Origin of the sequence: Vibrio tubiashii, from assembly GCF_028551255.1 — a bacterium.
Taxonomy (GTDB): domain Bacteria; phylum Pseudomonadota; class Gammaproteobacteria; order Enterobacterales; family Vibrionaceae; genus Vibrio; species Vibrio tubiashii_B.
In genome coordinates this window covers 2,733,399-2,755,595 of record NZ_CP117029.1, presented here as the reverse complement: position 1 = coordinate 2,755,595, position 22,197 = coordinate 2,733,399, and the positions used below count along the sequence as shown (strand labels likewise).

12 protein-coding genes, 4 tRNA genes and 4 rRNA genes are annotated in these 22,197 nt (G+C 45.5%); 15 read left to right on the top strand and 5 right to left on the bottom strand.

Going from position 1 to position 22,197, the window contains the following annotated elements; translation table 11 throughout:
• Positions 1-170: 170 nt before the first annotated feature.
• The 10 genes from LYZ37_RS12620 (at position 171) to LYZ37_RS12575 (ending at position 8,108) form a co-directional block, all read left to right on the top strand.
• Complete coding sequence (locus tag LYZ37_RS12620) at positions 171-578, top strand: VOC family protein (protein WP_272785704.1); 408 nt, start codon at positions 171-173, stop codon at positions 576-578.
• A 119-nt stretch (positions 579-697) separates the two neighbouring features.
• A complete protein-coding gene (locus LYZ37_RS12615) occupies positions 698-1,960 on the top strand; it encodes an HD-GYP domain-containing protein (protein ID WP_272785703.1) in 1,263 nt (420 codons plus the stop codon).
• A gap of 500 nt (positions 1,961-2,460) precedes the next feature.
• Positions 2,461-4,013 (top strand): 16S ribosomal RNA (locus tag LYZ37_RS12610).
• A gap of 66 nt (positions 4,014-4,079) precedes the next feature.
• Positions 4,080-4,156 (top strand) — tRNA-Ile (locus tag LYZ37_RS12605).
• A 43-nt stretch (positions 4,157-4,199) separates the two neighbouring features.
• A tRNA-Ala gene (locus LYZ37_RS12600) sits at positions 4,200-4,275 on the top strand.
• Between the two features lie 276 nt (positions 4,276-4,551).
• A 23S ribosomal RNA gene (locus LYZ37_RS12595) occupies positions 4,552-7,441 on the top strand.
• A gap of 90 nt (positions 7,442-7,531) precedes the next feature.
• Positions 7,532-7,647: ribosomal RNA gene (gene rrf, locus LYZ37_RS12590) — 5S ribosomal RNA — on the top strand.
• Positions 7,648-7,712: 65 nt separating this feature from the next.
• Positions 7,713-7,788 (top strand) — tRNA-Thr (locus tag LYZ37_RS12585).
• A 57-nt stretch (positions 7,789-7,845) separates the two neighbouring features.
• Positions 7,846-7,961, top strand: a 5S ribosomal RNA gene (gene rrf / locus LYZ37_RS12580).
• The 16S, 23S and 5S rRNA genes sit together here with 4 tRNA genes alongside, the layout of an rRNA operon.
• Before the next feature lie 70 nt (positions 7,962-8,031).
• A tRNA-Asp gene (locus LYZ37_RS12575) sits at positions 8,032-8,108 on the top strand.
• A gap of 529 nt (positions 8,109-8,637) precedes the next feature.
• On the opposite strand, the gene LYZ37_RS12570 is transcribed toward LYZ37_RS12575, so the two are convergent.
• The 5 genes from LYZ37_RS12570 to leuA all read right to left on the bottom strand — a co-directional run bounded on the left by LYZ37_RS12570 (position 8,638) and on the right by leuA (position 14,628).
• The gene (locus LYZ37_RS12570; protein WP_272785702.1) at positions 8,638-9,420 is read right to left on the bottom strand and encodes a DUF547 domain-containing protein; all 783 of its coding nucleotides are present in this window, start codon (positions 9,418-9,420) and stop codon (positions 8,638-8,640) included.
• A gap of 287 nt (positions 9,421-9,707) precedes the next feature.
• Positions 9,708-10,310 carry a 3-isopropylmalate dehydratase small subunit gene (gene leuD, locus LYZ37_RS12565; RefSeq protein WP_272785701.1) on the bottom strand — a complete coding sequence of 201 codons (603 nt, stop codon included), beginning with the start codon at positions 10,308-10,310 and terminating at the stop codon, positions 9,708-9,710.
• An 11-nt stretch (positions 10,311-10,321) separates the two neighbouring features.
• Positions 10,322-11,722 carry a 3-isopropylmalate dehydratase large subunit gene (gene leuC / locus LYZ37_RS12560; RefSeq protein WP_239825102.1) on the bottom strand — a complete coding sequence of 467 codons (1,401 nt, stop codon included), beginning with the start codon at positions 11,720-11,722 and terminating at the stop codon, positions 10,322-10,324.
• Positions 11,723-11,919: 197 nt separating this feature from the next.
• A complete protein-coding gene (leuB, locus tag LYZ37_RS12555; protein WP_272785700.1) occupies positions 11,920-13,011 on the bottom strand; it encodes a 3-isopropylmalate dehydrogenase in 1,092 nt (363 codons plus the stop codon).
• A 69-nt stretch (positions 13,012-13,080) separates the two neighbouring features.
• Complete coding sequence (gene leuA / locus LYZ37_RS12550) at positions 13,081-14,628, bottom strand: 2-isopropylmalate synthase (protein WP_272785699.1); 1,548 nt, start codon at positions 14,626-14,628, stop codon at positions 13,081-13,083.
• 499 nt (positions 14,629-15,127) lie between these two features.
• Here leuA and LYZ37_RS12545 point away from each other — a divergent pair, with 499 nt between their 5' ends.
• The 5 genes from LYZ37_RS12545 (at position 15,128) to LYZ37_RS12525 (ending at position 22,197) form a co-directional block, all read left to right on the top strand.
• Entirely contained in the window at positions 15,128-15,655 is a 528-nt protein-coding gene (locus LYZ37_RS12545) for a phosphatase PAP2 family protein (protein WP_272785698.1), read from the top strand.
• Positions 15,656-15,658: 3 nt separating this feature from the next.
• Positions 15,659-16,705, top strand: coding sequence for an MJ1255/VC2487 family glycosyltransferase (locus LYZ37_RS12540; protein ID WP_272785697.1), 1,047 nt, complete (start codon positions 15,659-15,661; stop codon positions 16,703-16,705).
• A gap of 398 nt (positions 16,706-17,103) precedes the next feature.
• Complete coding sequence (gene leuO / locus LYZ37_RS12535) at positions 17,104-18,063, top strand: transcriptional regulator LeuO (RefSeq protein ID WP_069667218.1); 960 nt, start codon at positions 17,104-17,106, stop codon at positions 18,061-18,063.
• A 163-nt stretch (positions 18,064-18,226) separates the two neighbouring features.
• Positions 18,227-20,035, top strand: coding sequence for an AMP-dependent synthetase/ligase (locus LYZ37_RS12530; RefSeq protein ID WP_272785696.1), 1,809 nt, complete (start codon positions 18,227-18,229; stop codon positions 20,033-20,035).
• Between the two features lie 437 nt (positions 20,036-20,472).
• The gene (locus LYZ37_RS12525; protein ID WP_239826463.1) at positions 20,473-22,197 is read left to right on the top strand and encodes an acetolactate synthase 3 large subunit; all 1,725 of its coding nucleotides are present in this window, start codon (positions 20,473-20,475) and stop codon (positions 22,195-22,197) included.

The window sequence follows — 22,197 nt, the reverse complement described above, 5'->3', positions numbered from 1 at the left end:
GTAAATCTCTAATGAAGGCCGTCAATGTACGGTCTTTTTTACGTTTGTGGCTAAAAGGTTCGGGATTTGATTTCTTGGCATTGAGTAACGGCTTTTACTGAAAAAGCTAAAATTTTCTGCTAGTTAGAAAAAGTTTGTCTATCTTTAAAGTAACAACATGGAGATAGAGAATGTACCAACTTACCCCTTACTTATTTTTTGCTGGTCGTTGTGAAGAAGCGCTCGATTTTTACCACAAGTGCTTTGCTGGTGTCGTAGTTACTAAGCAGTTATTTAAAGATGCTCCTCAACAAATAGAAGGAGCAGACCCTAACTGGGTAATGCATGCGGAATTTGAAGCGTTTGGCATGAAGTTGATGCTCTCTGACGGAATATTAGCTCAAGAGCGTAGTGGGAATAATATCGCGCTCGCTATTGTGATGAGCGACCTTGACGAGCAGGCGCGTGTTTTTGACAAGTTGTCCCACGGTGGACACATCATGATGCCACTAGCCGATGCGCCCTGGGGAGCTCGCTTTGGCAAAGTTGAAGATAAATTTGGAGTTCGTTGGATACTTAACTGTGACCTAGTCAGGTAACAAAAAGACACAAACTGACGCGTTATTGATCTCTCATTAACATTTATTCGTGATGAATTCAGGTTTTCAATCATCTAAAATTATAAATTGGTTAGTAAAAGATAAGTTGTATATAGATCGTGGCCAGCATCAAGATAACAGTAGATAGATTACAGCCAGGGTTGCATATTCGACTTCCGGTCAAATGGAATGAGCATCCCTTCTTATTTAATAGTTTCAAGATAAAAGACGAAGACCAGATTCGCATGATTCGCCATTTGGGGATTAAACACGTCTTTATTAACCCTTCTCAGAGTGATACTCAGCCACTGCCTGTGGCTGAAGAACAAGTGAGTGAGGGGGTAGAGCTGGTTCTGCATGAAGAAATCGATCTTGAGGCGCAAAAACTGTGGAAAGAAAAGCAAGATAGAATTGAAAAGCTCAGCGCTTATCGTAGACGTGTCATAAATTGTGAAAAAGAGTTTGAGCGTTCTCTATCGAGAATGCGAGCGGTGATGAACAAGATTCGTAACCGTCCTGAACAAGCCGTTGATGAAGCAAGCCAGTTAGTCAACGATATAGTCGATAAACTGTTGAGTGATGATAACGTCACGCTTCATCTTATGAATGGCAAGAGCGAGTTTGAAGACATCTATTTCCATTCTCTCAATGTATCTGTCGTTGCAATGATGATCGCGAAGGCAAAGCAGTTAAGTGCGGACCAGATTAAAGAGGTAGCCTTTGCCTCTCTATTTCATGACATGGGGAAAGTAAAAGTACCCACTGCAATATTACGTAAGCCGACACCTTTAACGGAACCTGAGAAAAACTATCTTAAGTTACATACCAAGTATGGTTTGGAAATCGCGGCTAATATGGATAGCTTTCCCGAGAGTGCCAGAACCGTGATTGCTCAGCACCATGAGCTAAACGATGGGTCAGGTTATCCTGAAGGTCTTAAAGAAGAACAAATAGATGAACTGACTCAAATTGTCTCTGTGGCTAATGCTTATGATAATTTGTGTCATAGCAATATCCCTTCAGAGCAAAAGATTCCATATGTTGCGCTTTCCCACTTATATAAGAACTGTAAGCATCATTATAACAATGAGAACCTGAGTCTCTTAATCAAGTTTATGGGAATCTATCCGCCAGGAACGGTGGTCCAGTTATCGAATGATATGGTTGGTTTGGTGATTTCAGTAAATGCGCAAAACATCCTTCACCCTAATGTACTGATCTATGATCCGTCAGTTCCTAGAACACAAGCCCCGATTATCGACTTGGCAGAGAAAGATATAAAGATAGTTAATGCCATTCTACCGACCAAGTTGCCAGATAAAGTGAGAGAGTACTTAAACCCGCGCTCGCGAATTTCTTATTTCTTCGACTCAGATGACTAGTTATACACAGGATTTTGTGGATAACACTTGGTTAAGTTGAGTGTAAAATGGGTGTAAATCAAAGCCTGATTGATAAGTGTTCAGTCAGGCTTTTTTTATGAAAAAAATGCACTTTTTTGCTTGCCTTAAAAATGGAACTCCCTATAATGCGCTCCCACTGACACGGCAGACGCCACAAGGCTTCAGCGATAGTCAGAGAGGTGAAAAGCTTCTGAGAAATAAATTTGAAAAAGTGTTTGACTCTTCAAATTAACTCGCTAGAATGCACCTCCGCTTTGAGAGAAAAACATCTCACAAAGCAAAGCTCTTTAACAATATAAACCTATCAATCTGTGTGGGCACTCGTTGATGATAATCCAAATAGATATTTCTCTAAATAAAGAGGGGTATCAATTTAGGTTTCAATGATACGAAGTGACCATTGAATCTTCGGATTCAGCACAGTCAATTCAAACATTACTTTATGTAATGTTCAGTATTCATTGAGCCGACAAAATCTTAAATTGAAGAGTTTGATCATGGCTCAGATTGAACGCTGGCGGCAGGCCTAACACATGCAAGTCGAGCGGAAACGAGTTAACTGAACCTTCGGGGAACGTTAACGGCGTCGAGCGGCGGACGGGTGAGTAATGCCTGGGAAATTGCCCTGATGTGGGGGATAACCATTGGAAACGATGGCTAATACCGCATAATAGCTTCGGCTCAAAGAGGGGGACCTTCGGGCCTCTCGCGTCAGGATATGCCCAGGTGGGATTAGCTAGTTGGTGAGGTAAGGGCTCACCAAGGCGACGATCCCTAGCTGGTCTGAGAGGATGATCAGCCACACTGGAACTGAGACACGGTCCAGACTCCTACGGGAGGCAGCAGTGGGGAATATTGCACAATGGGCGCAAGCCTGATGCAGCCATGCCGCGTGTATGAAGAAGGCCTTCGGGTTGTAAAGTACTTTCAGCAGTGAGGAAGGTGGTAGTGTTAATAGCACTATCATTTGACGTTAGCTGCAGAAGAAGCACCGGCTAACTCCGTGCCAGCAGCCGCGGTAATACGGAGGGTGCGAGCGTTAATCGGAATTACTGGGCGTAAAGCGCATGCAGGTGGTTTGTTAAGTCAGATGTGAAAGCCCGGGGCTCAACCTCGGAATTGCATTTGAAACTGGCAGACTAGAGTACTGTAGAGGGGGGTAGAATTTCAGGTGTAGCGGTGAAATGCGTAGAGATCTGAAGGAATACCGGTGGCGAAGGCGGCCCCCTGGACAGATACTGACACTCAGATGCGAAAGCGTGGGGAGCAAACAGGATTAGATACCCTGGTAGTCCACGCCGTAAACGATGTCTACTTGGAGGTTGTGGCCTTGAGCCGTGGCTTTCGGAGCTAACGCGTTAAGTAGACCGCCTGGGGAGTACGGTCGCAAGATTAAAACTCAAATGAATTGACGGGGGCCCGCACAAGCGGTGGAGCATGTGGTTTAATTCGATGCAACGCGAAGAACCTTACCTACTCTTGACATCCAGAGAACTTTCCAGAGATGGATTGGTGCCTTCGGGAACTCTGAGACAGGTGCTGCATGGCTGTCGTCAGCTCGTGTTGTGAAATGTTGGGTTAAGTCCCGCAACGAGCGCAACCCTTATCCTTGTTTGCCAGCGAGTAATGTCGGGAACTCCAGGGAGACTGCCGGTGATAAACCGGAGGAAGGTGGGGACGACGTCAAGTCATCATGGCCCTTACGAGTAGGGCTACACACGTGCTACAATGGCGCATACAGAGGGCGGCCAACTTGCGAAAGTGAGCGAATCCCAAAAAGTGCGTCGTAGTCCGGATCGGAGTCTGCAACTCGACTCCGTGAAGTCGGAATCGCTAGTAATCGTGGATCAGAATGCCACGGTGAATACGTTCCCGGGCCTTGTACACACCGCCCGTCACACCATGGGAGTGGGCTGCAAAAGAAGTGGGTAGTTTAACCTTCGGGAGGACGCTCACCACTTTGTGGTTCATGACTGGGGTGAAGTCGTAACAAGGTAGCCCTAGGGGAACCTGGGGCTGGATCACCTCCTTATACGATGATTATTGCGATGAGTGTTCACACAGATTGATATGTTTATACACGTTAAGAGACGATACTGGGTCTGTAGCTCAGGTGGTTAGAGCGTTCGCCTGATAAGCGAGAGGTCGGTGGTTCAAGTCCACTCAGACCCACCAATCTTCCTCCCAGAAGAATTGGCACACAGTATCAACACCTGATGGGGCTATAGCTCAGCTGGGAGAGCGCCTGCCTTGCACGCAGGAGGTCAGCAGTTCGATCCTGCTTAGCTCCACCATCTTTAAGTGTTTTCTCGATAGAGAATATTTAAAAATGGTTCTTAAATGAATCTAGCTCTTTAACAATTTGGAAAGCTGACGAATAACAACAATCCCCATCTCTATGAGATGCGTTGTTATTCAATTAAAAGTTCTCAAATCCTAATTCTTTGAATTAGGTACCAACACACATTCAAGTGTTCTTGGAAATTTGAGTCCGGCAAAATCGTGTCTGCACATGTATAAAAATGCAGACAACTTTGGTTGTTTAAACAGAAGACCCTTTGGGGTTGTATGGTTAAGTGACTAAGCGTACACGGTGGATGCCTTGGCAGTCAGAGGCGATGAAAGACGTAGTAACTTGCGATAAGCCCAGATTAGGTAGTAACAACCATTTGAGTCTGGGATTTCTGAATGGGGAAACCCAACTGCATAAGCAGTTACTGTTAACTGAATACATAGGTTAACAGGGCGAACCGGGGGAACTGAAACATCTAAGTACCCCGAGGAAAAGAAATCAACCGAGATTCCGAAAGTAGCGGCGAGCGAAATTGGACTAGCCCTTAAGCTTTTAATGAGACAGGTGAAGGCTCTGGAAAGTGCCGCGATACAGGGTGATAGCCCCGTAACCGACATCTCATCATCAGTGAAATCGAGTAGGGCGGGACACGTGATATCCTGTCTGAATATGGGGGGACCATCCTCCAAGGCTAAATACTACTGACTGACCGATAGTGAACCAGTACCGTGAGGGAAAGGCGAAAAGAACCCCTGTGAGGGGAGTGAAATAGAACCTGAAACCGTGTACGTACAAGCAGTAGGAGCACCTTCGTGGTGTGACTGCGTACCTTTTGTATAATGGGTCAGCGACTTATATTCAGTAGCAAGGTTAACCATCTAGGGGAGCCGTAGAGAAATCGAGTCTTAACTGGGCGTCGAGTTGCTGGATATAGACCCGAAACCAGGTGATCTAGCCATGGGCAGGTTGAAGGTTGAGTAACATCAACTGGAGGACCGAACCGACTAATGTTGAAAAATTAGCGGATGACTTGTGGCTAGGGGTGAAAGGCCAATCAAACCTGGAGATAGCTGGTTCTCCCCGAAATCTATTTAGGTAGAGCCTCGGACGAATACTACTGGGGGTAGAGCACTGTTAAGGCTAGGGGGTCATCCCGACTTACCAACCCTTTGCAAACTCCGAATACCAGTAAGTACTATCCGGGAGACACACGGCGGGTGCTAACGTCCGTCGTGGAGAGGGAAACAACCCAGACCGCCAGCTAAGGTCCCAAATTATAGCTAAGTGGGAAACGATGTGGGAAGGCTTAGACAGCTAGGATGTTGGCTTAGAAGCAGCCATCATTTAAAGAAAGCGTAATAGCTCACTAGTCGAGTCGGCCTGCGCGGAAGATGTAACGGGGCTAAGCTATAAACCGAAGCTGCGGCAATGCAATTTATTGTATTGGGTAGGGGAGCGTTCTGTAAGCCGTTGAAGGTGAGTTGTAAAGCTTGCTGGAGGTATCAGAAGTGCGAATGCTGACATGAGTAACGATAAAGGGGGTGAAAAACCTCCTCGCCGGAAGACCAAGGGTTCCTGTCCAACGTTAATCGGGGCAGGGTAAGTCGACCCCTAAGGCGAGGCCGAAAGGCGTAGTCGATGGGAAACGGGTTAATATTCCCGTACTTCTTACAATTGCGATGGGGGGACGGAGAAGGCTAGGTGGGCCTGGCGACGGTTGTCCAGGTTCAAGTGCGTAGGCTTGAGAGTTAGGTAAATCCGGCTCTCTTTAAGGCTGAGACACGATGTCGAGCATCTACGGATGTGAAGTCATTGATGCCATGCTTCCAGGAAAAGCCTCTAAGCTTCAGATTGTAAGGAATCGTACCCCAAACCGACACAGGTGGTCGGGTAGAGAATACCAAGGCGCTTGAGAGAACTCGGGTGAAGGAACTAGGCAAAATGGTACCGTAACTTCGGGAGAAGGTACGCTCTTGACGGTGAAGTCCCTTGCGGATGGAGCTATTGAGAGTCGCAGATACCAGGTGGCTGCAACTGTTTATTAAAAACACAGCACTGTGCAAAATCGTAAGATGACGTATACGGTGTGACGCCTGCCCGGTGCCGGAAGGTTAATTGATGGGGTTAGACGTAAGTCGAAGCTCTTGATCGAAGCCCCGGTAAACGGCGGCCGTAACTATAACGGTCCTAAGGTAGCGAAATTCCTTGTCGGGTAAGTTCCGACCTGCACGAATGGCGTAATGATGGCCACGCTGTCTCCACCCGAGACTCAGTGAAATTGAAATCGCTGTGAAGATGCAGTGTACCCGCGGCTAGACGGAAAGACCCCGTGAACCTTTACTACAGCTTGGCACTGAACATTGACCCTACATGTGTAGGATAGGTGGGAGGCTTTGAAACCGGTACGCCAGTATCGGTGGAGCCGTCCTTGAAATACCACCCTTGTAGTGTTGATGTTCTAACTTAGACCCGTTATCCGGGTTGAGGACAGTGCCTGGTGGGTAGTTTGACTGGGGCGGTCTCCTCCCAAAGAGTAACGGAGGAGCACGAAGGTGGGCTAATCACGGTTGGACATCGTGAGGTTAGTGCAATGGCATAAGCCCGCTTGACTGCGAGAATGACAATTCGAGCAGGTGCGAAAGCAGGTCATAGTGATCCGGTGGTTCTGTATGGAAGGGCCATCGCTCAACGGATAAAAGGTACTCCGGGGATAACAGGCTGATACCGCCCAAGAGTTCATATCGACGGCGGTGTTTGGCACCTCGATGTCGGCTCATCACATCCTGGGGCTGAAGTCGGTCCCAAGGGTATGGCTGTTCGCCATTTAAAGTGGTACGCGAGCTGGGTTTAGAACGTCGTGAGACAGTTCGGTCCCTATCTGCCGTGGGCGTTGGAAGATTGAAGGGGGCTGCTCCTAGTACGAGAGGACCGGAGTGGACGAACCTCTGGTGTTCGGGTTGTGTCGCCAGACGCATTGCCCGGTAGCTAAGTTCGGAATCGATAACCGCTGAAAGCATCTAAGCGGGAAGCGAGCCCTGAGATGAGTCTTCCCTGACCCCTTGAGGGTCCTAAAGGGTTGTTCGAGACTAGAACGTTGATAGGCAGGGTGTGTAAGCGTTGTGAGGCGTTGAGCTAACCTGTACTAATTGCCCGTGAGGCTTAACCATACAACACCCAAAGGGTTTTGATGGACTCAAAGCAAGAACAGATTGAATGTGTAGAGAACAGAATAACAGCTTTCCGAATTTAAGAATTTGCTTGGCGACCATAGCGATTTGGACCCACCTGATTCCATGCCGAACTCAGAAGTGAAACGAATTAGCGCCGATGGTAGTGTGGGGCTTCCCCATGTGAGAGTAGGACATCGCCAGGCTTTAAATTTATAAAAGAGCCCGTTTGCAAAAACGGGCTTTTTTAGTCCTAAAGGGACATCTTGATGCTGATATAGCTCAGGTGGTAGAGCGCATCCTTGGTAAGGATGAGGTCCCCAGTTCGAGTCTGGGTATCAGCACCATTTACTGTTTGTTTTATGCTTTATTTAAGAGCCTAAAGCAAAACGTAAAGAATTTTACTTGGCGACCATAGCGATTTGGACCCACCTGATTCCATGCCGAACTCAGAAGTGAAACGAATTAGCGCCGATGGTAGTGTGGGGCTTCCCCATGTGAGAGTAGGACATCGCCAGGTTCCCTTTCTGTTTTTAGATTTTAGAAAAATCTAAAGGCAAAAAACTTAGACTCAAGAGTCTAACCAGTGCGGAGCGGTAGTTCAGTTGGTTAGAATACCGGCCTGTCACGCCGGGGGTCGCGGGTTCGAGTCCCGTCCGCTCCGCCACTTATTTAAAAGCCCAGTCTTCGGACTGGGCTTTGTCGTTTAAAAACGAGGTAATTTTCCCTTCCAGGGAACGAGTCCCGCTTGAGCGCAAGCCCGGCCGTCCGCCACTTATTCCAGACCTCAGCAGAAATGCTGAGGTCTTTTTGTATCTGCGTATTGGAGAGCAGGAACGGACTTCGTCCTATGGAACACTTCGTTTCGGGAAAACGGGATCGGACTTCGCCCTGCTGGAGTGCTACGCGTTGAAAATCTAAGGTAGACAGCGTCCTTTGAGAGGTAAACTGTCATTCCATAGACTGACGAAGGAAGGAGTAGGGAATCCCATAGTGTATTCGACTCGCTTTTAGAGATCCCCAACTCACTCGTTCCTCGCTCTTGAGGATGACAACGTAATGCATTGAAAAAAGGTTGGCATGATATGCCAACCCTCAAAAACTTTCCAGTTTTCCAGTTTTCCAGTTTTCCAGTTTTCCAGTTTTCCAGTTTTCCGTAGGGCGAAGCCCGTTCTCGCACCCCTTATCCTCTTCCGCTATTTCTTCTCATTCAAATCCCAGTCGTACTCATAACTAAACTTACCGTTTAGGTTTGCTAACTCTGGGCGATACTTAACTAGATGTTGGATCAACTCTTGTTTGTTACCAAAGTCCTCTGCAAACCAGTCGTAAATGGAAGAAAGCTGAGTCTTGCCTTTTAATTGAAGAACACCTTTATCACTATTAATAAACTCTTTAGCCGCTTGCTCTAAGAGTTGCTCGGTATTATCAGCAGTAAAAGCTTGGGTTTGGAGGTTTGGGCAACCTAGACTGGCACAGTTAACTGCATAGTGAGTACGAGGGTCATTCCAAATTGGGCGAAGAATGCGGTGTTCAATATCATTGAGAGTGAGCTTCTTACCGGCGATTGTAACCACTTCATCCCCCCATGGACCAAAACTAAATAGTCCACCTAGCTTAGTGATTGACTTCACAGGGTAGTCATCAAGGATCAAGTCGACCGTAATCGCATTGTAAAGGTTAACCCAGTAGGCGTACTGCTCATTTGAGGAGTACTCTCTAGGATCAACCGCAGCGAGTGTCGCGATATACTGATTTAACTTTTGCTTATCTTGAGGTGAGACAGAACCGTATTTGACTAAGGTATTGTCTCCATCTTCGACTAAGTAGCTATCTAGAAAAGATTGCCACTCCTGGTGAGAAATCGCGGTGGTATTACTTTGGTTTGATTGCTGCCAAAAAGACCAGAGCTCTGATTTTGGTGCGGCAAGTGAATGAAAAGAGATAAGAGTCAGTAGCAAAGTAATAATACGCATCATCAGGTTAAGTCCTTTGTAAAAGTGTTTTGATACCAATCACACCAATTATCTGATCACTCTTGCTTGTTAAAACCGCTGATAACTGCGTTAAAGCTTTTGTAGGTAGAACAACTAGCTAGCTGCAATCTTTGCCTTGTTCTAAGCGGTTTTCCCTACGCAATTTTCTGAACATCTAATTAATGTGATTGGTATAACTACTAGACCTAGTGAAAAGCAAGTTTGTTTCAGGGCCCAACAAAAAAGGTTAGCCGAGGCCAACCTTTTGTTTATCAGAGTGCTCACTTTGCTTATTTCAGGAAGCTTGGAATATTTGCTTCATAAGCGGCAATTTTGTCTTCGTGCTGAAGAGTCAGGCCAATGTTGTCTAAACCGTTTAGTAGACAGTGGCGACGGAACTCATCAATTTCAAATGAGTACTCTTTACCGTTTGCACGAACTAGGTTCGCTTCGAGGTCGACCTCAACTTCTGCGCCTTGGTTTGCTTCGACGAACTGGAAAATTTCATCGACTTCTTGCTCAGTTAGTCGTACAGGAACCATCTGGTTGTTGATCGAGTTACCGTAAAAAATATCGGCAAAGCTTGGCGCGATCATCGCTTTGATGCCGTAATCTGCTAATGCCCATGGCGCGTGTTCACGTGATGAACCACAACCAAAGTTTTCACGAGCTAGCAGAATAGAAGCCCCTTGATAGCGAGGTGCGTTCATTACAAACTCTGGGTTTGGCTGCTCACCTGCGTCATCAAGGAAACGCCAATCATGGAATAAGTGTTTACCAAAGCCTAGACGGGACACCTTTTGCAGGAACTGCTTAGGAATGATTGCATCGGTATCTACGTTCGCTGCATCTAGAGGAACAACTAAGCCTGTGTGTTGTTTAAAACCTGACATGTATTTGCTCCTTAATCTAGTTCACGAATATCAACAAAGTGACCAGCAATTGCTGCTGCCGCCGCCATCGCAGGGCTCACTAGGTGGGTACGACCATCACGGCCTTGGCGACCTTCAAAGTTACGGTTTGAAGTAGACGCACAGCGCTCGTGCGGACCTAAGCGGTCATTGTTCATTGCTAGACACATAGAGCAACCCGGCAGACGCCATTCAAAGCCTGCGTCTTTAAAGATCACGTCTAATCCTTCTGCTTCTGCTTGAGCTTTTACTTGCTCTGAGCCAGGAACAATAAGTGCTTGTACGTTATCGGCGACCTTGCGACCTTTAGCTACTTCAGCTGCAGCGCGCATGTCTTCGATACGAGAGTTAGTACAAGAGCCTACGAAAACTTTGTCTACTTTGTAGTCAGATAGTGCTTTGCCTGCTTCTAGACCCATGTAAGCCAGCGCTTTTTCTGCCGATGCTTTTTCTACAGGATCTGCGAAGCTTTCTGGTGCTGGAATTGGCTCATCTACCGCGATCACTTGGCCTGGGTTTGTCCCCCAAGTGACTTGAGGTTTGATATCCGCTGCGTTTAGCGTTACGACTGCGTCAAACTCAGCATCATCGTCAGTTTTTAGAGACGACCAGTATTCAATTGCCGCATCTAGGTCTTGACCCTGAGGCGCGAACTTGCGGCCTTTGATGTATTCGAACGTGGTTTCATCTGGCGCGATCAGACCTGCTTTAGCACCTAACTCGATAGCCATGTTACACACTGTCATACGACCTTCCATCGTAAGATCAGTAATTGCTTCACCACAGAACTCAACTACGTAGCCAGTACCACCCGCTGCGGTTGTTTCACCGATGATAGCTAGGACGATATCTTTCGCAGTGATGCCCGCTGCTACCTTGCCTTTCACTTCGATCTTCATGGTTTTTGCGCGCGCTTGTTTTAGCGTTTGAGTTGCTAGAACGTGCTCAACTTCTGATGTACCAATACCAAAAGCTAAAGAACCGAATGCACCGTGAGTCGCTGTGTGTGAGTCACCACAAACAATCGTCATGCCTGGTAGAGTGATACCTAACTCAGGGCCCATAACATGCACAATACCTTGGTATTTGTGGTTGATGTCGTAAAGGGTGACACCAAACTCTTCACAGTTTTTAGATAGCGTTTCCATCTGGATACGCGCCATCTCTCCGGATGCATTGATGTCTTTAGTTTGCGTTGAAACGTTGTGGTCCATGGTTGCAAACGTCTTGCTTACCTGACGAACCTGACGACCTTTTTCACGCAAGCCATCGAACGCCTGTGGAGAGGTTACTTCATGAACCAAGTGGCGGTCGATGTATAAAATTGGGTTTTCACCCTCGGCGGCTACGGCAACGTGTGCGTCGTAGACTTTCTCGTATAATGTTTTGCCCATTGCTCTTCCTCGTCGTCCTTGTCACCACAACTACGTTAGCTTCTCTCAATCAGCTTGGTCATTTAGCGGGCTAAACTCCCAAGTCTGATTGATATCGCTGCCTTGTTGCAGCACCAATGACTTAAAGGAAGTACCTCTGCCATTGGGTTGGTATTATTAATGACGACTTTAATCTGTTGTGTTTGTGTATTTAGTAATTATGAGTTCAGGATGTACTCTGCGATCTTATGGCCCATTTCTGAGGTCGATAGTGCTGGTTTGTCACCTGATAGGTCACCGGTTAGCTCGCCCGCCGATAGTGCTTTAGACACTGCCGCTTCAATGTCTTGCGCTGCAGCTTCTTCACCTAGGCTGTAACGCAACATAAGCGCTGCTGATAGGATCTGCGCTACTGGGTTTGCAATGTTCTTTCCTGCAATATCTGGAGCACTGCCGCCCGCTGGTTCGTAGAGGCCGAACTTACTTTCGTTTAGCGACGCTGATGGCAACATGCCCATAGAGCCTGTGATCATCGCACACTCGTCAGAGATGATATCGCCGAAGATGTTTGAACAAAGCATAACGTCAAACTGTGCAGGATCTTTGATTAGCTGCATAGTTGCGTTATCGATATACATATGTGATAGCTCTACATCTGGGTAATCTTTAGCGATCTCTTCGACCACTTCACGCCATAGAATTGAGCTCTGAAGTACGTTCGCTTTATCGATAGAGCACACTTTCTTGCGACGTAAACGCGCTGATTCGAATGCTATCTTAGCAATGCGCTCAATCTCAAAACGATGGTAGACCTCAGTATCGAACGCTTTCTCGTTTGGACCTTCACCTTCACGACCTTTTGGCTGACCGAAATAGATACCGCCAGTCAGTTCACGAACCACGACAATATCAAAACCGTTACCAGAGATATCTGCGCGTAGTGGTGAGAAAGCTTCTAGGCCTTGGTGGATTTGAGCAGGACGTAGATTACAGAACAGTTGGAAGTGCTTACGTAGCGGAAGTAGGGCACCACGCTCAGGCTGATCGTTTGGTGGCAGGTGTTCCCATTTCGGACCGCCTACAGAGCCAAAAAGCACAGCATCAGATTCTTCACATGCTTTCACTGTCGATTCTGGTAACGGGCAGCCATGATTATCAATCGCGATGCCACCTACGTCGTGTTCATCACGAGCGAATTCGATAGCGTGCTTCTTCTCGATCGCATCCAGTACTTTATGTGCCTGAGCCATTACTTCTGGGCCAATGCCATCTCCTGGTAAAACGGCAATTTTGTAAGTTTTGTCTGTCATGTTAGTCCTTGAGTATTTTTATTTCTTTTAAGCTCAAGGGACGACTCGCGTCCCTGGAGTCTTTTAAATCTATACGGTTTCGATTTTTTTCTGTTTGATTTCAGCAATCTTATCTGCACGATGGATGCTATTGATTACGTGCAGTAGTGCTTGACCTGATGCTTCAACAATATCGGTTGAAACACCTGTACCATGGTACTTACGGCCTTTATAGTTGGCGATGATATCGGCTTGACCTAGACCGTCTTCACCTTCCCCTTTTGCCGTTAAATCAAACTTATCTAGCACAATATCATATCCGGTTACTCGATAGATACACTGGTAAAGCGCATCGACCGGACCATTACCCACAGCGGCTTCTGATTGTTCTTCATCACCACACTGCAGTTTGATACTGGTTGTCGCCATGACACTACCTGACTGAACGCTTAGGTAGTTAAGTTTGTAGAAATCATCTTCTTCGCGAAGATTTGAGAAATGCATCAAGGCTTCTAAATCGTAATCGAAAACTTGGCCCTTACGGTCGGCTAGCTTCAAGAAGTCTTCATACAAGGCATCTAGGTTGTACTCATCTTCTTTGTAGCCCATGGTATCCATGTGGCTTTTCACAGCTGCGCGACCACTACGACTGGTTAGGTTTAGTGCTTGGTTCTTAAGGCCGATAGACTCAGGCGTCATGATTTCGTAGGTGTTCTTGTTCTTTAGCATGCCATCTTGGTGAATACCTGAAGAGTGGCTGAATGCGTTAGCACCTACGATAGCCTTGTTGTCCTGAATCGGCATATTACAAAGTTGGCTGACCAACTTACTGGTACGATGGATTTCATCGTGTTTAAGGCCGGTATGAACACCTAATAGCTCTTGGCGAGTCTTGATGATCATCGCGATCTCTTCCAAAGAACAGTTACCAGCACGTTCACCGATTCCGTTAATGGTTCCTTCGATTTGTCGCGCACCTGCTTGTACTGCGGCAATTGAGTTAGCAACAGACATACCTAAGTCATCATGACAGTGTACTGAGATGATCGCTTTGTCGATGTTCGGTACGCGGTTAAATAGAGTATGGATGATACCGCCAAATTCGTTAGGGACTGTGTAGCCAACAGTATCAGGAATATTGATGGTGTTTGCGCCAGCGTCAATCGCAGCTTCAACCATACGACACAAATTGTCGATTGGTGTACGACCTGCATCTTCACACGAAAACTCAACGTCGTCGGTGTATTGGCGAGCATGCTTAACCGCTTTAACGCCCATTTCAACTACGTCATCGTAGCTACGGCGAAGCTTGTCTTGGACATGAACTGTGGAAGTAGAAATAAAGGTATGGATACGGAACTGTTCAGCAACTTTTAGCGCTTCAGCTGCGGCATCAATATCTTTCGCAACGGCACGCGAAAGACCACAGATTCGGCTGTTTTTGATGTTGCGCGCAATGGTCTGGACAGATTCAAAATCACCAGGCGATGAAACAGGAAAACCTGCTTCAATCACATCAACGCCGAGCCTTTCAAGTGCGTAGGCAATTTGCAGTTTTTCTTTAACCGTCAAGCTTGCTGACAACGCTTGTTCGCCATCACGCAAAGTGGTGTCGAAAATAATGACTTGATCGTTCATGTTTGCTTCCTTAGTGATTCGATGTTTTTCACATCTGTTAATCGTTTACTTCCGTTACTTAGCAATAAAAAGCTAGGTATAAAAAAACCCGCATCTAAGTGCGGGTTTTGTGTAATTCTGTGTGGTTATTTTTCTTCCACAGCCTACCCGCGCGATTGTGTCACGATAAGGAGGAGGCTCAGCAGGATAGAAAAACGGTTCATCATTGTTAACGGTTCCTTTAAGGGCGTTAAATAATCCACAAATTTAAGTTAACAAATTAGTACCGCACTCAAGAGTCAACGTCAACCCTAAAGTTGTTTTTTTATTCAAGTCAGATCAGTTCAACCTAAAAACACGCAAAATCGGTGCTTTTAAGCCCTCTTTATATTGAAAAGGTGAATGTCTTGCTTGGCTAACCATATTAAGTCCGTGTAACCGAACTACCGCAAAACATTCACCGAGCTGTCACTAAATCCACTTAGTGTGATCGCAACACCGTCAATAAAAGGAGTCGGTAATGCGTTCAATCGAACCTATTGCCAAGTTTGATCTGGCGTTCTCTCTGTTCTGTCTCCAGCACAGATTTAATTATCCTGTCTCGCGTATCAGTAAAGCTGTTTCACATACTGGTGATGGGCATCTATACATTGCCTTTGGCGTGTTCGCGTACTTGTTTGCAGGAATTGAAGGCAAGTTGTTTTTGTTGGCTGGGTTGCTGGCATTTGCAATGGAGTTGCCAATCTATTGGTTAGCTAAGAACTCGTTTAAACGTCGCCGCCCGCAAGAGTTGTGCGACTTAGTGACCTCGTTTATCACTCCTTCAGATCGTTACAGTCTTCCTTCTGGCCATACTGCTGCTGCTTTTCTTATGGCTTCAATCACAGGTCATTACTTCGTTGATCTGGAAGTCGTCACGCTTATCTGGGCAACCTTGATAGCCAGTTCACGTATTTTGCTTGGCGTGCACTTTCTGACGGATGTTTTGTTAGGGGCTTTGCTTGGTATTGGTTGTGCTCAATTAGCATTAACCATAATCGGGAGTTGAACAATGAAAATCTTATACGGAGTGCAAGGGACGGGCAACGGGCATATTGCGCGTGCTAGAGCAATGTCGAAATGCTTGGCTGAAGCCGGTATGCAGGTCGATTATCTGTTTACTGGCCGAGAAGAGAGTAAGTACTTCTGTATGGAGCAGTTTGGTGATTATCAAACTCGACGAGGTTTAACCTTTGCAACAGACAAAGGCAGAGTGAATTACTTTAAAACCTGTATTTCTAACAGCTTATGGCAGTTCTGGCGTGATGTCAGTGAACTTGATTTATCTCGCTACGATCTGGTTCTCAACGATTTTGAACCTGTCTCTGCATGGGCGGCGAAAAAACAGGGTGTTCCATCGATCAGTATTAGTCATCAGAATGCGTTCCGATACTCAGTGCCACTAAAAGGGGCCAGTTGGTTGGATAAAAAGGTGATAAAGCACTTTGCTCCCGCGCAGCATCATATTGGTTTGCATTGGTATCATTTCGATCAGCCTATCTTGCCGCCCATTATTCACACTCCAAGCGGTGATACGGTGGAGGAAGCCTTTGTTCTGGTCTACTTACCGTTTGAGAGTATTTCTGATATCACTGAGTTATTACTGAGATTTACCAGTCAACATTTTGTCTGTTATCACCCCGAAGTCATTGAACCGAAGACAATCGACAACATAGAGTTTATGCCGTTAAGTTTATACTCGTTTCAACTTCACCTTCAGCGCTGCAAAGGGGTGATTGCGAATGGTGGTTTTGAACTTCCTTCTGAGGCACTCACTCTTGGTAAGAAGCTGTTACTCAAGCCATTGACGGGGCAGTTTGAACAAGTGAGCAACGTGGCAACTCTGGAAGACTTGGGCTTAGCGACTTGTATGGAAATCTTAGATGCGGCTGTGGTACGAAATTGGCTAGATGAATCGAGCGCTGAGAGTGTCAATTATCCAGACGTAGCAGAAGCCATTGTCGCTTGGATTAAACAGGGTGATTGGGAAGACAAATCTGTCTTGACGGAGAGTTTATGGGAGAAAGTCGACTTTCCTAGTTACGTCACCAATCTATAGCAAACGTTTTACTCATATCGAATAACAGCATCAATTATTGATGCTGTTTTTGTTTCCACTATTCGAATTATAGCTTTGGCTCATGTCTGATACTGAGTTTTAACAGGGGGAATTAATATCAAATTTCTATATATATCTATAAAACAGTGTGCTTTATAACTTTTTATAATCTATTTAACTATTTGTAATTTAATAACTATTCAGGATTATAGGTAAAAAATACTGATTAATTGTCAATCTTATTGCTAATCGCTGAATGATTCGTTGATAGTAATGGTTCGCCGACAAACATCTAACAAATAAATACAACAGATGACGCGAGAAATGGGTTTTCTATTCCTAACTCAAATTTCAATTTAACGACCATATACGCTGAAGAATTTAAAGAGGCATCCCCAATGATTGATAAGAAAGAGTCTATGAGTGCTATCGCTAGCTACCGCATGGAAAGTACTTTACGTGGAGTAGATCTAAACCTTTTAACTGTGTTTGATGCGGTTATGCAAGAGCAAAATATCACTCGTGCTGCACATAACTTAGGTATGTCTCAACCAGCAGTTAGTAATGCAGTTGCTCGCCTAAAAGTCATGTTTAACGATGAGCTATTTATGCGTCAGGGTCGTGGTATTCAGCCAACTCAGCGTGCTCGCCAATTGTTTGGTCCTGTTCGTCAAGCGTTACAACTAATCCGTAACGAGCTACCTAGCTCAGTGTTCTCTCCAGAAACATCAACGCGTCTATTTAAACTGGCGATCTGTAGCCCATGTGATATGCGTTTTGCTCCAAAGATCATGTCGACTATTCATGAACTAGCGCCAAATGTTCAGCTTCACCTTGATGCTGAGTTTGATCGTCAGCTAGCTGAGCGTATGCGTTACCAAGAGATCGACTTTGTTATTGATTACGCACGTTTTGATGAGCAAGGCTTCTCAAGCACAGAAATCTTCCAAGACGAGTTAGTTGTTGTTGCTTCTAAAGCTCACCCTCGTATTCAAGGTGTCGTGACACCTGACCTATTGGTTCGTGAGCGTCATGCTAAGCTCTCTAAAGTTCATGGTCAGCGTAGCTTCTCTGAGCAGGCATACCGCGACCTAGACGTTCAGGCATACTATGAAGGTACAAGCCTGAGCAACGTCCTTTACGTTGTTGGTCAATCTGAACTGGTAACGATTGCTCCTCGTTGGATGGTTGAGAACGCAGCAAACAAAGAGCAGCTACAAGTGATCGACTTCCCATTCGAAAATGGCAAGATCAGCGGCTACTTAAGCTGGCACGAATCAAGCGAAAAAGACAAAGGCCACATTTGGCTTCGTGACCAACTGATGATGATTTGTGGCGAAGTTGTCGCACTAGATTAATCGTCACATTTTACTGCAATTTAAAACCTTGAATGGTCCCGCCATTCAAGGTTTTTTACTATTTATATTGATAACTTTGACGCTCATCAGTTGCCTTTTCTAAAGCGAAATGTACACTTGTGCGCTGATTAAAGCTTACAGGTGTAAGCTAAAGGTAGTAAAGATGGCCAACCTAGATTTTCATATCGTAAAACGTATTCGAGACCAGATTGCAAAAGGCAATGATCGCATTGCGCTTAAGCATAAAGTAGGCAATGTTTGGAATGGCATTAGCTGGAAGCAGTTTGGTCAGCAAGTGGACGGTTTGTCACTTGCTCTATTGGCTCACGGTATCCGAATTCAAGACAAGATCGGTATCTTCTCTAACAATATGCCGCAGTGGACAATCGCAGACTTTGCCGCTCTGCAAGTTCGTGCGGTGACCGTACCGATTTACCCAACCAACACGGCGGCTCAATCTGCTTACATCTTGCAAGATGCTGACGTCCGAGTGCTGTTTGTTGGTGAGCAGCCTCAATTTGACGCTGCCGTGTCTATTTTTGACCAATGTGAGCAGCTTGAACTTATCGTCGCGATGTCTGATGACATCGATGTGGGTGAACATGAGTTTGCCATTAGTTGGCAGCGACTGATTGCCAATGTAGATAAAGTGCATCAGCAAGAGCTTGATATCCTTTTAGAACAAGCGAATCTTGATGATCTTCTTACTTTGATTTACACCTCAGGTACTACAGGTCAACCGAAAGGCGTGATGCTAGATTACGCCAACATTGGTGCTCAGCTTGAAGGACATGATCAGCGTTTAAGCTTATCGCAGAGCGATGTTTCTCTTAGCTTCTTACCTCTTTCTCATGTATTTGAACGTGCTTGGACTTTCTACGTTTTGTATAGAGGGGCGACCAACTGCTATCTGCAAGATACCATGCAGGTTCGTGACGCCTTGAGTGAAGTACGCCCAACCGTGATGTGTGCGGTTCCGCGCTTTTACGAAAAGATTTTCTCTGCCATTCATGAAAAAGTCGCCAAAGCACCATTTATTCGCAAAGTCTTGTTTACTTGGGCAGTCAACATGGGCGCTAAGATGGCTGTGTGTCATCAAGAAGGACGTAAACCTTCAATCGTACTCAAGAAGTCTCATGCTTTGGCGGATAAGTTAGTGCTATCGAAATTACGAGCACTACTCGGTGGACAAATCAACTTTATGCCTTGTGGGGGCGCAAAGCTAGACGAAACCATAGGTCGTTTTTTCCATGCTATCGGGATCAACGTCAAGCTTGGTTATGGCATGACAGAAACCACTGCGACCGTATCGTGTTGGGATGATAAGTGCTTTAACCCAGACTCGATTGGTATGGCGATGCCAGGTGCTCAGGTTAAGATTGGTGAAAACAATGAGATCTTAGTTCGTGGCCCTATGGTAATGCGTGGCTACTACAAGATGCCGGAAGAGACAGCTAAGACGTTCGATGAGCATGGCTTCTTAAAAACCGGTGATGCAGGTCATATCGATGAAAATGGTAACCTGTTTATTACCGATCGAATTAAAGAGCTGATGAAGACATCGGGTGGTAAATACATCGCGCCGCAGATGATTGAAGGTGCGATTGGTAAAGATCACTTTATCGAACAGATCGCTGTTATTGCAGACACGCGCAAGTTTGTTTCGGCTCTTATTGTTCCTTGCTACGACTCTTTGGAAGAGTATGCCAAAGAACTAAACATCAAATACCACGATCGCGTTGAGCTAATTAAGCACCACCAAGTGGTGGAGATGCTAGAAAAACGCGTCAACGAATTACAGCAAGAACTGGCTAAATTTGAGCAGGTGAAGAAATTTAAACTGCTACCAAAGGCTTTCTCAATGGATGCTGGTGAGTTAACACCGACACAGAAACTGCGTCGCAAAGTGATTAACGACAAATATCAGGATGAAATTGAAGAAATGTACAACGATAAGGTAGAGAAGAAGTAACTTTCTCGCTAGTAAATTTCGCAACTGTTTAAAAATCCCTCAGAGAGATTATTTGCTTTCTGAGGGATTTTTTTATCCTGCTTTTCAGCTTACTTACCACGACGATTCGCTGAATATTGAAAAGTTAGTCTAAAATTATTAACCGAATTTATTTGTATTTATGGTTTAACTATCTAGTTTTGGTTTTCTTATTAGCCGGTTTCTGTAACTTGATGTTGATAAATAGCATATTGTTTAAAGTGAGATGGAAATCGCATTAGACCCATTGATAATAAAACGTTACATTTGTTGCGTGACCTTGCTTTATGTTACCTGTGAGCAAGACATAGCCGAAAAAGTGGAAGTATTTCGATTTAGGCTACGAATAAGACCTAACTATGAAAAACCAGTCCATCACATTGACCTTATGTGGCGGAAAACTGGTTAAGGAGAATAATATGGCAGCAATGTTGTCCGGTGCAGAGATGGTTGTGCAATCTCTGATCGAAGAAAACGTTGAACAGATCTTTGGTTACCCAGGAGGCTCTGTTCTTGATATTTACGATGCGCTTCACGCTAAAACCGACCAAATCAAACACGTTCTAGTACGTCATGAGCAAGCCGCTACGCATATGGCTGATGGTTATGCACGTGCGACTGGCAACCCTGGCGTGGTGCTAGTCTGTTCAGGTCCTGGTGCAACTAATACCATCACAGGTATTGCGACCGCATACATGGACTCAATCCCAATGATCGTTATCTCAGGTAACGTGCCAAACAACATGATTGGTAACGACGCCTTCCAAGAGTGTGACATCGTTGGTGTATCTCGCCCAGTGGTTAAACACAGTTTCCTTGTTAAGAAAGCAGAAGATATTCCTGAAACAGTGAAGAAAGCTTTCTATATTGCCACTACCGGTAGACCTGGCCCAGTTTTGATCGACTTACCTAAAGATGTCATGAATCCTCAGGTAAAATTGCCATATGAATACCCGCAATCATTGTCGATGCGCTCATACAAACCGACAACTACTGGTCATAAAGGCCAGATCAAAAAAGGTCTTAAGACGCTTTTAGAAGCGAAGAAGCCAGTACTTTATGTTGGTGGTGGTGCGGTCATTTCTGAAGCTGAGCAGCATCTTACTAAACTGGCCGAAGCGCTAAACTTGCCAGTGGTCAGTACCTTAATGGGGCTTGGCGCGTTTCCAGGCACACATAAGAATTCTTTAGGCATGTTAGGTATGCACGGTGTGTATGAAGCTAACATGGCTATGCACAATGCAGATCTGATTTTTGGTGTCGGTGTTCGTTTTGATGACCGAACCACTAACAACCTAGAAAAGTACTGTCCTGATGCTAAAGTGATGCATATTGATATCGATCCTTCTTCGATTTCAAAGAACGTAAAAGCCGATCTTCCCATCGTAGGTTCGGCTGAGAAAGTCCTTGAGAGCATGGTTAACTTGCTAGAAGAGCAGGGCAGCACCAATGATCAAGAAGCATTGAATCGCTGGTGGGATGAGATTCAAGTGTGGCGTGAACGTCAATGCTTGTCTTACGAAACGTCTCCGGAGCGTATTAAACCGCAACAAGTTATTGAAACACTGCACAAACTGACCAATGGTGATGCTTACGTTGCCTCTGATGTAGGTCAGCACCAGATGTTTGCTGCGCTGTACTATCCATTCAACAAACCGCGTCGTTGGATCAATTCTGGTGGTCTTGGCACTATGGGCTTTGGCCTACCTGCGGGAATGGGTGTGAAATTCGCTAAACCAGACGAAGAAGTTGTTGTTGTTACCGGTGACGGTAGTATCCAGATGAACATTCAGGAGCTATCGACGGCAATGCAATACGATATTCCGGTTAAGATTATTAACCTCAACAACCGATTCTTAGGCATGGTAAAGCAGTGGCAAGACATTATTTACCAAGGTCGACACTCTAACTCTTACATGAGTTCTGTTCCTGATTTTGCAGCTATCGCAGAAGCATATGGACATGTGGGGATTCGCATTGAGTCACCAGATCAGCTTGAGGCTGGTTTGAAGCAAGCGCTAGATATGAAAGATAGATTGGTGTTTGTAGATATCAATGTTGATGAAACAGAGCATGTATACCCAATGCAGATCAAAGGCGAAGGCATGGACAAAATGTGGTTAAGCAAGACGGAGAGAACTTAA

Excerpts from the sequence above, each read along its gene's own strand:
- LYZ37_RS12620 (WP_272785704.1), top strand. The coding sequence starts at position 171 with ATGTACCAACTTACCCCTTACTTATTTTTTGCTGGTCGTTGTGAAGAA.
- LYZ37_RS12570 (WP_272785702.1), bottom strand. The coding sequence starts at position 9,420 with ATGATGCGTATTATTACTTTGCTACTGACTCTTATCTCTTTTCATTCA.
- leuD (WP_272785701.1), bottom strand. The coding sequence starts at position 10,310 with ATGTCAGGTTTTAAACAACACACAGGCTTAGTTGTTCCTCTAGATGCA.
- leuC (WP_239825102.1), bottom strand. The coding sequence starts at position 11,722 with ATGGGCAAAACATTATACGAGAAAGTCTACGACGCACACGTTGCCGTA.
- leuB (WP_272785700.1), bottom strand. The coding sequence starts at position 13,011 with ATGACAGACAAAACTTACAAAATTGCCGTTTTACCAGGAGATGGCATT.
- leuA (WP_272785699.1), bottom strand. The coding sequence starts at position 14,628 with ATGAACGATCAAGTCATTATTTTCGACACCACTTTGCGTGATGGCGAA.
- LYZ37_RS12545 (WP_272785698.1), top strand. The coding sequence starts at position 15,128 with ATGCGTTCAATCGAACCTATTGCCAAGTTTGATCTGGCGTTCTCTCTG.
- LYZ37_RS12540 (WP_272785697.1), top strand. The coding sequence starts at position 15,659 with ATGAAAATCTTATACGGAGTGCAAGGGACGGGCAACGGGCATATTGCG.
- leuO (WP_069667218.1), top strand. The coding sequence starts at position 17,104 with ATGATTGATAAGAAAGAGTCTATGAGTGCTATCGCTAGCTACCGCATG.
- LYZ37_RS12530 (WP_272785696.1), top strand. The coding sequence starts at position 18,227 with ATGGCCAACCTAGATTTTCATATCGTAAAACGTATTCGAGACCAGATT.
- LYZ37_RS12525 (WP_239826463.1), top strand. The coding sequence starts at position 20,473 with ATGGCAGCAATGTTGTCCGGTGCAGAGATGGTTGTGCAATCTCTGATC.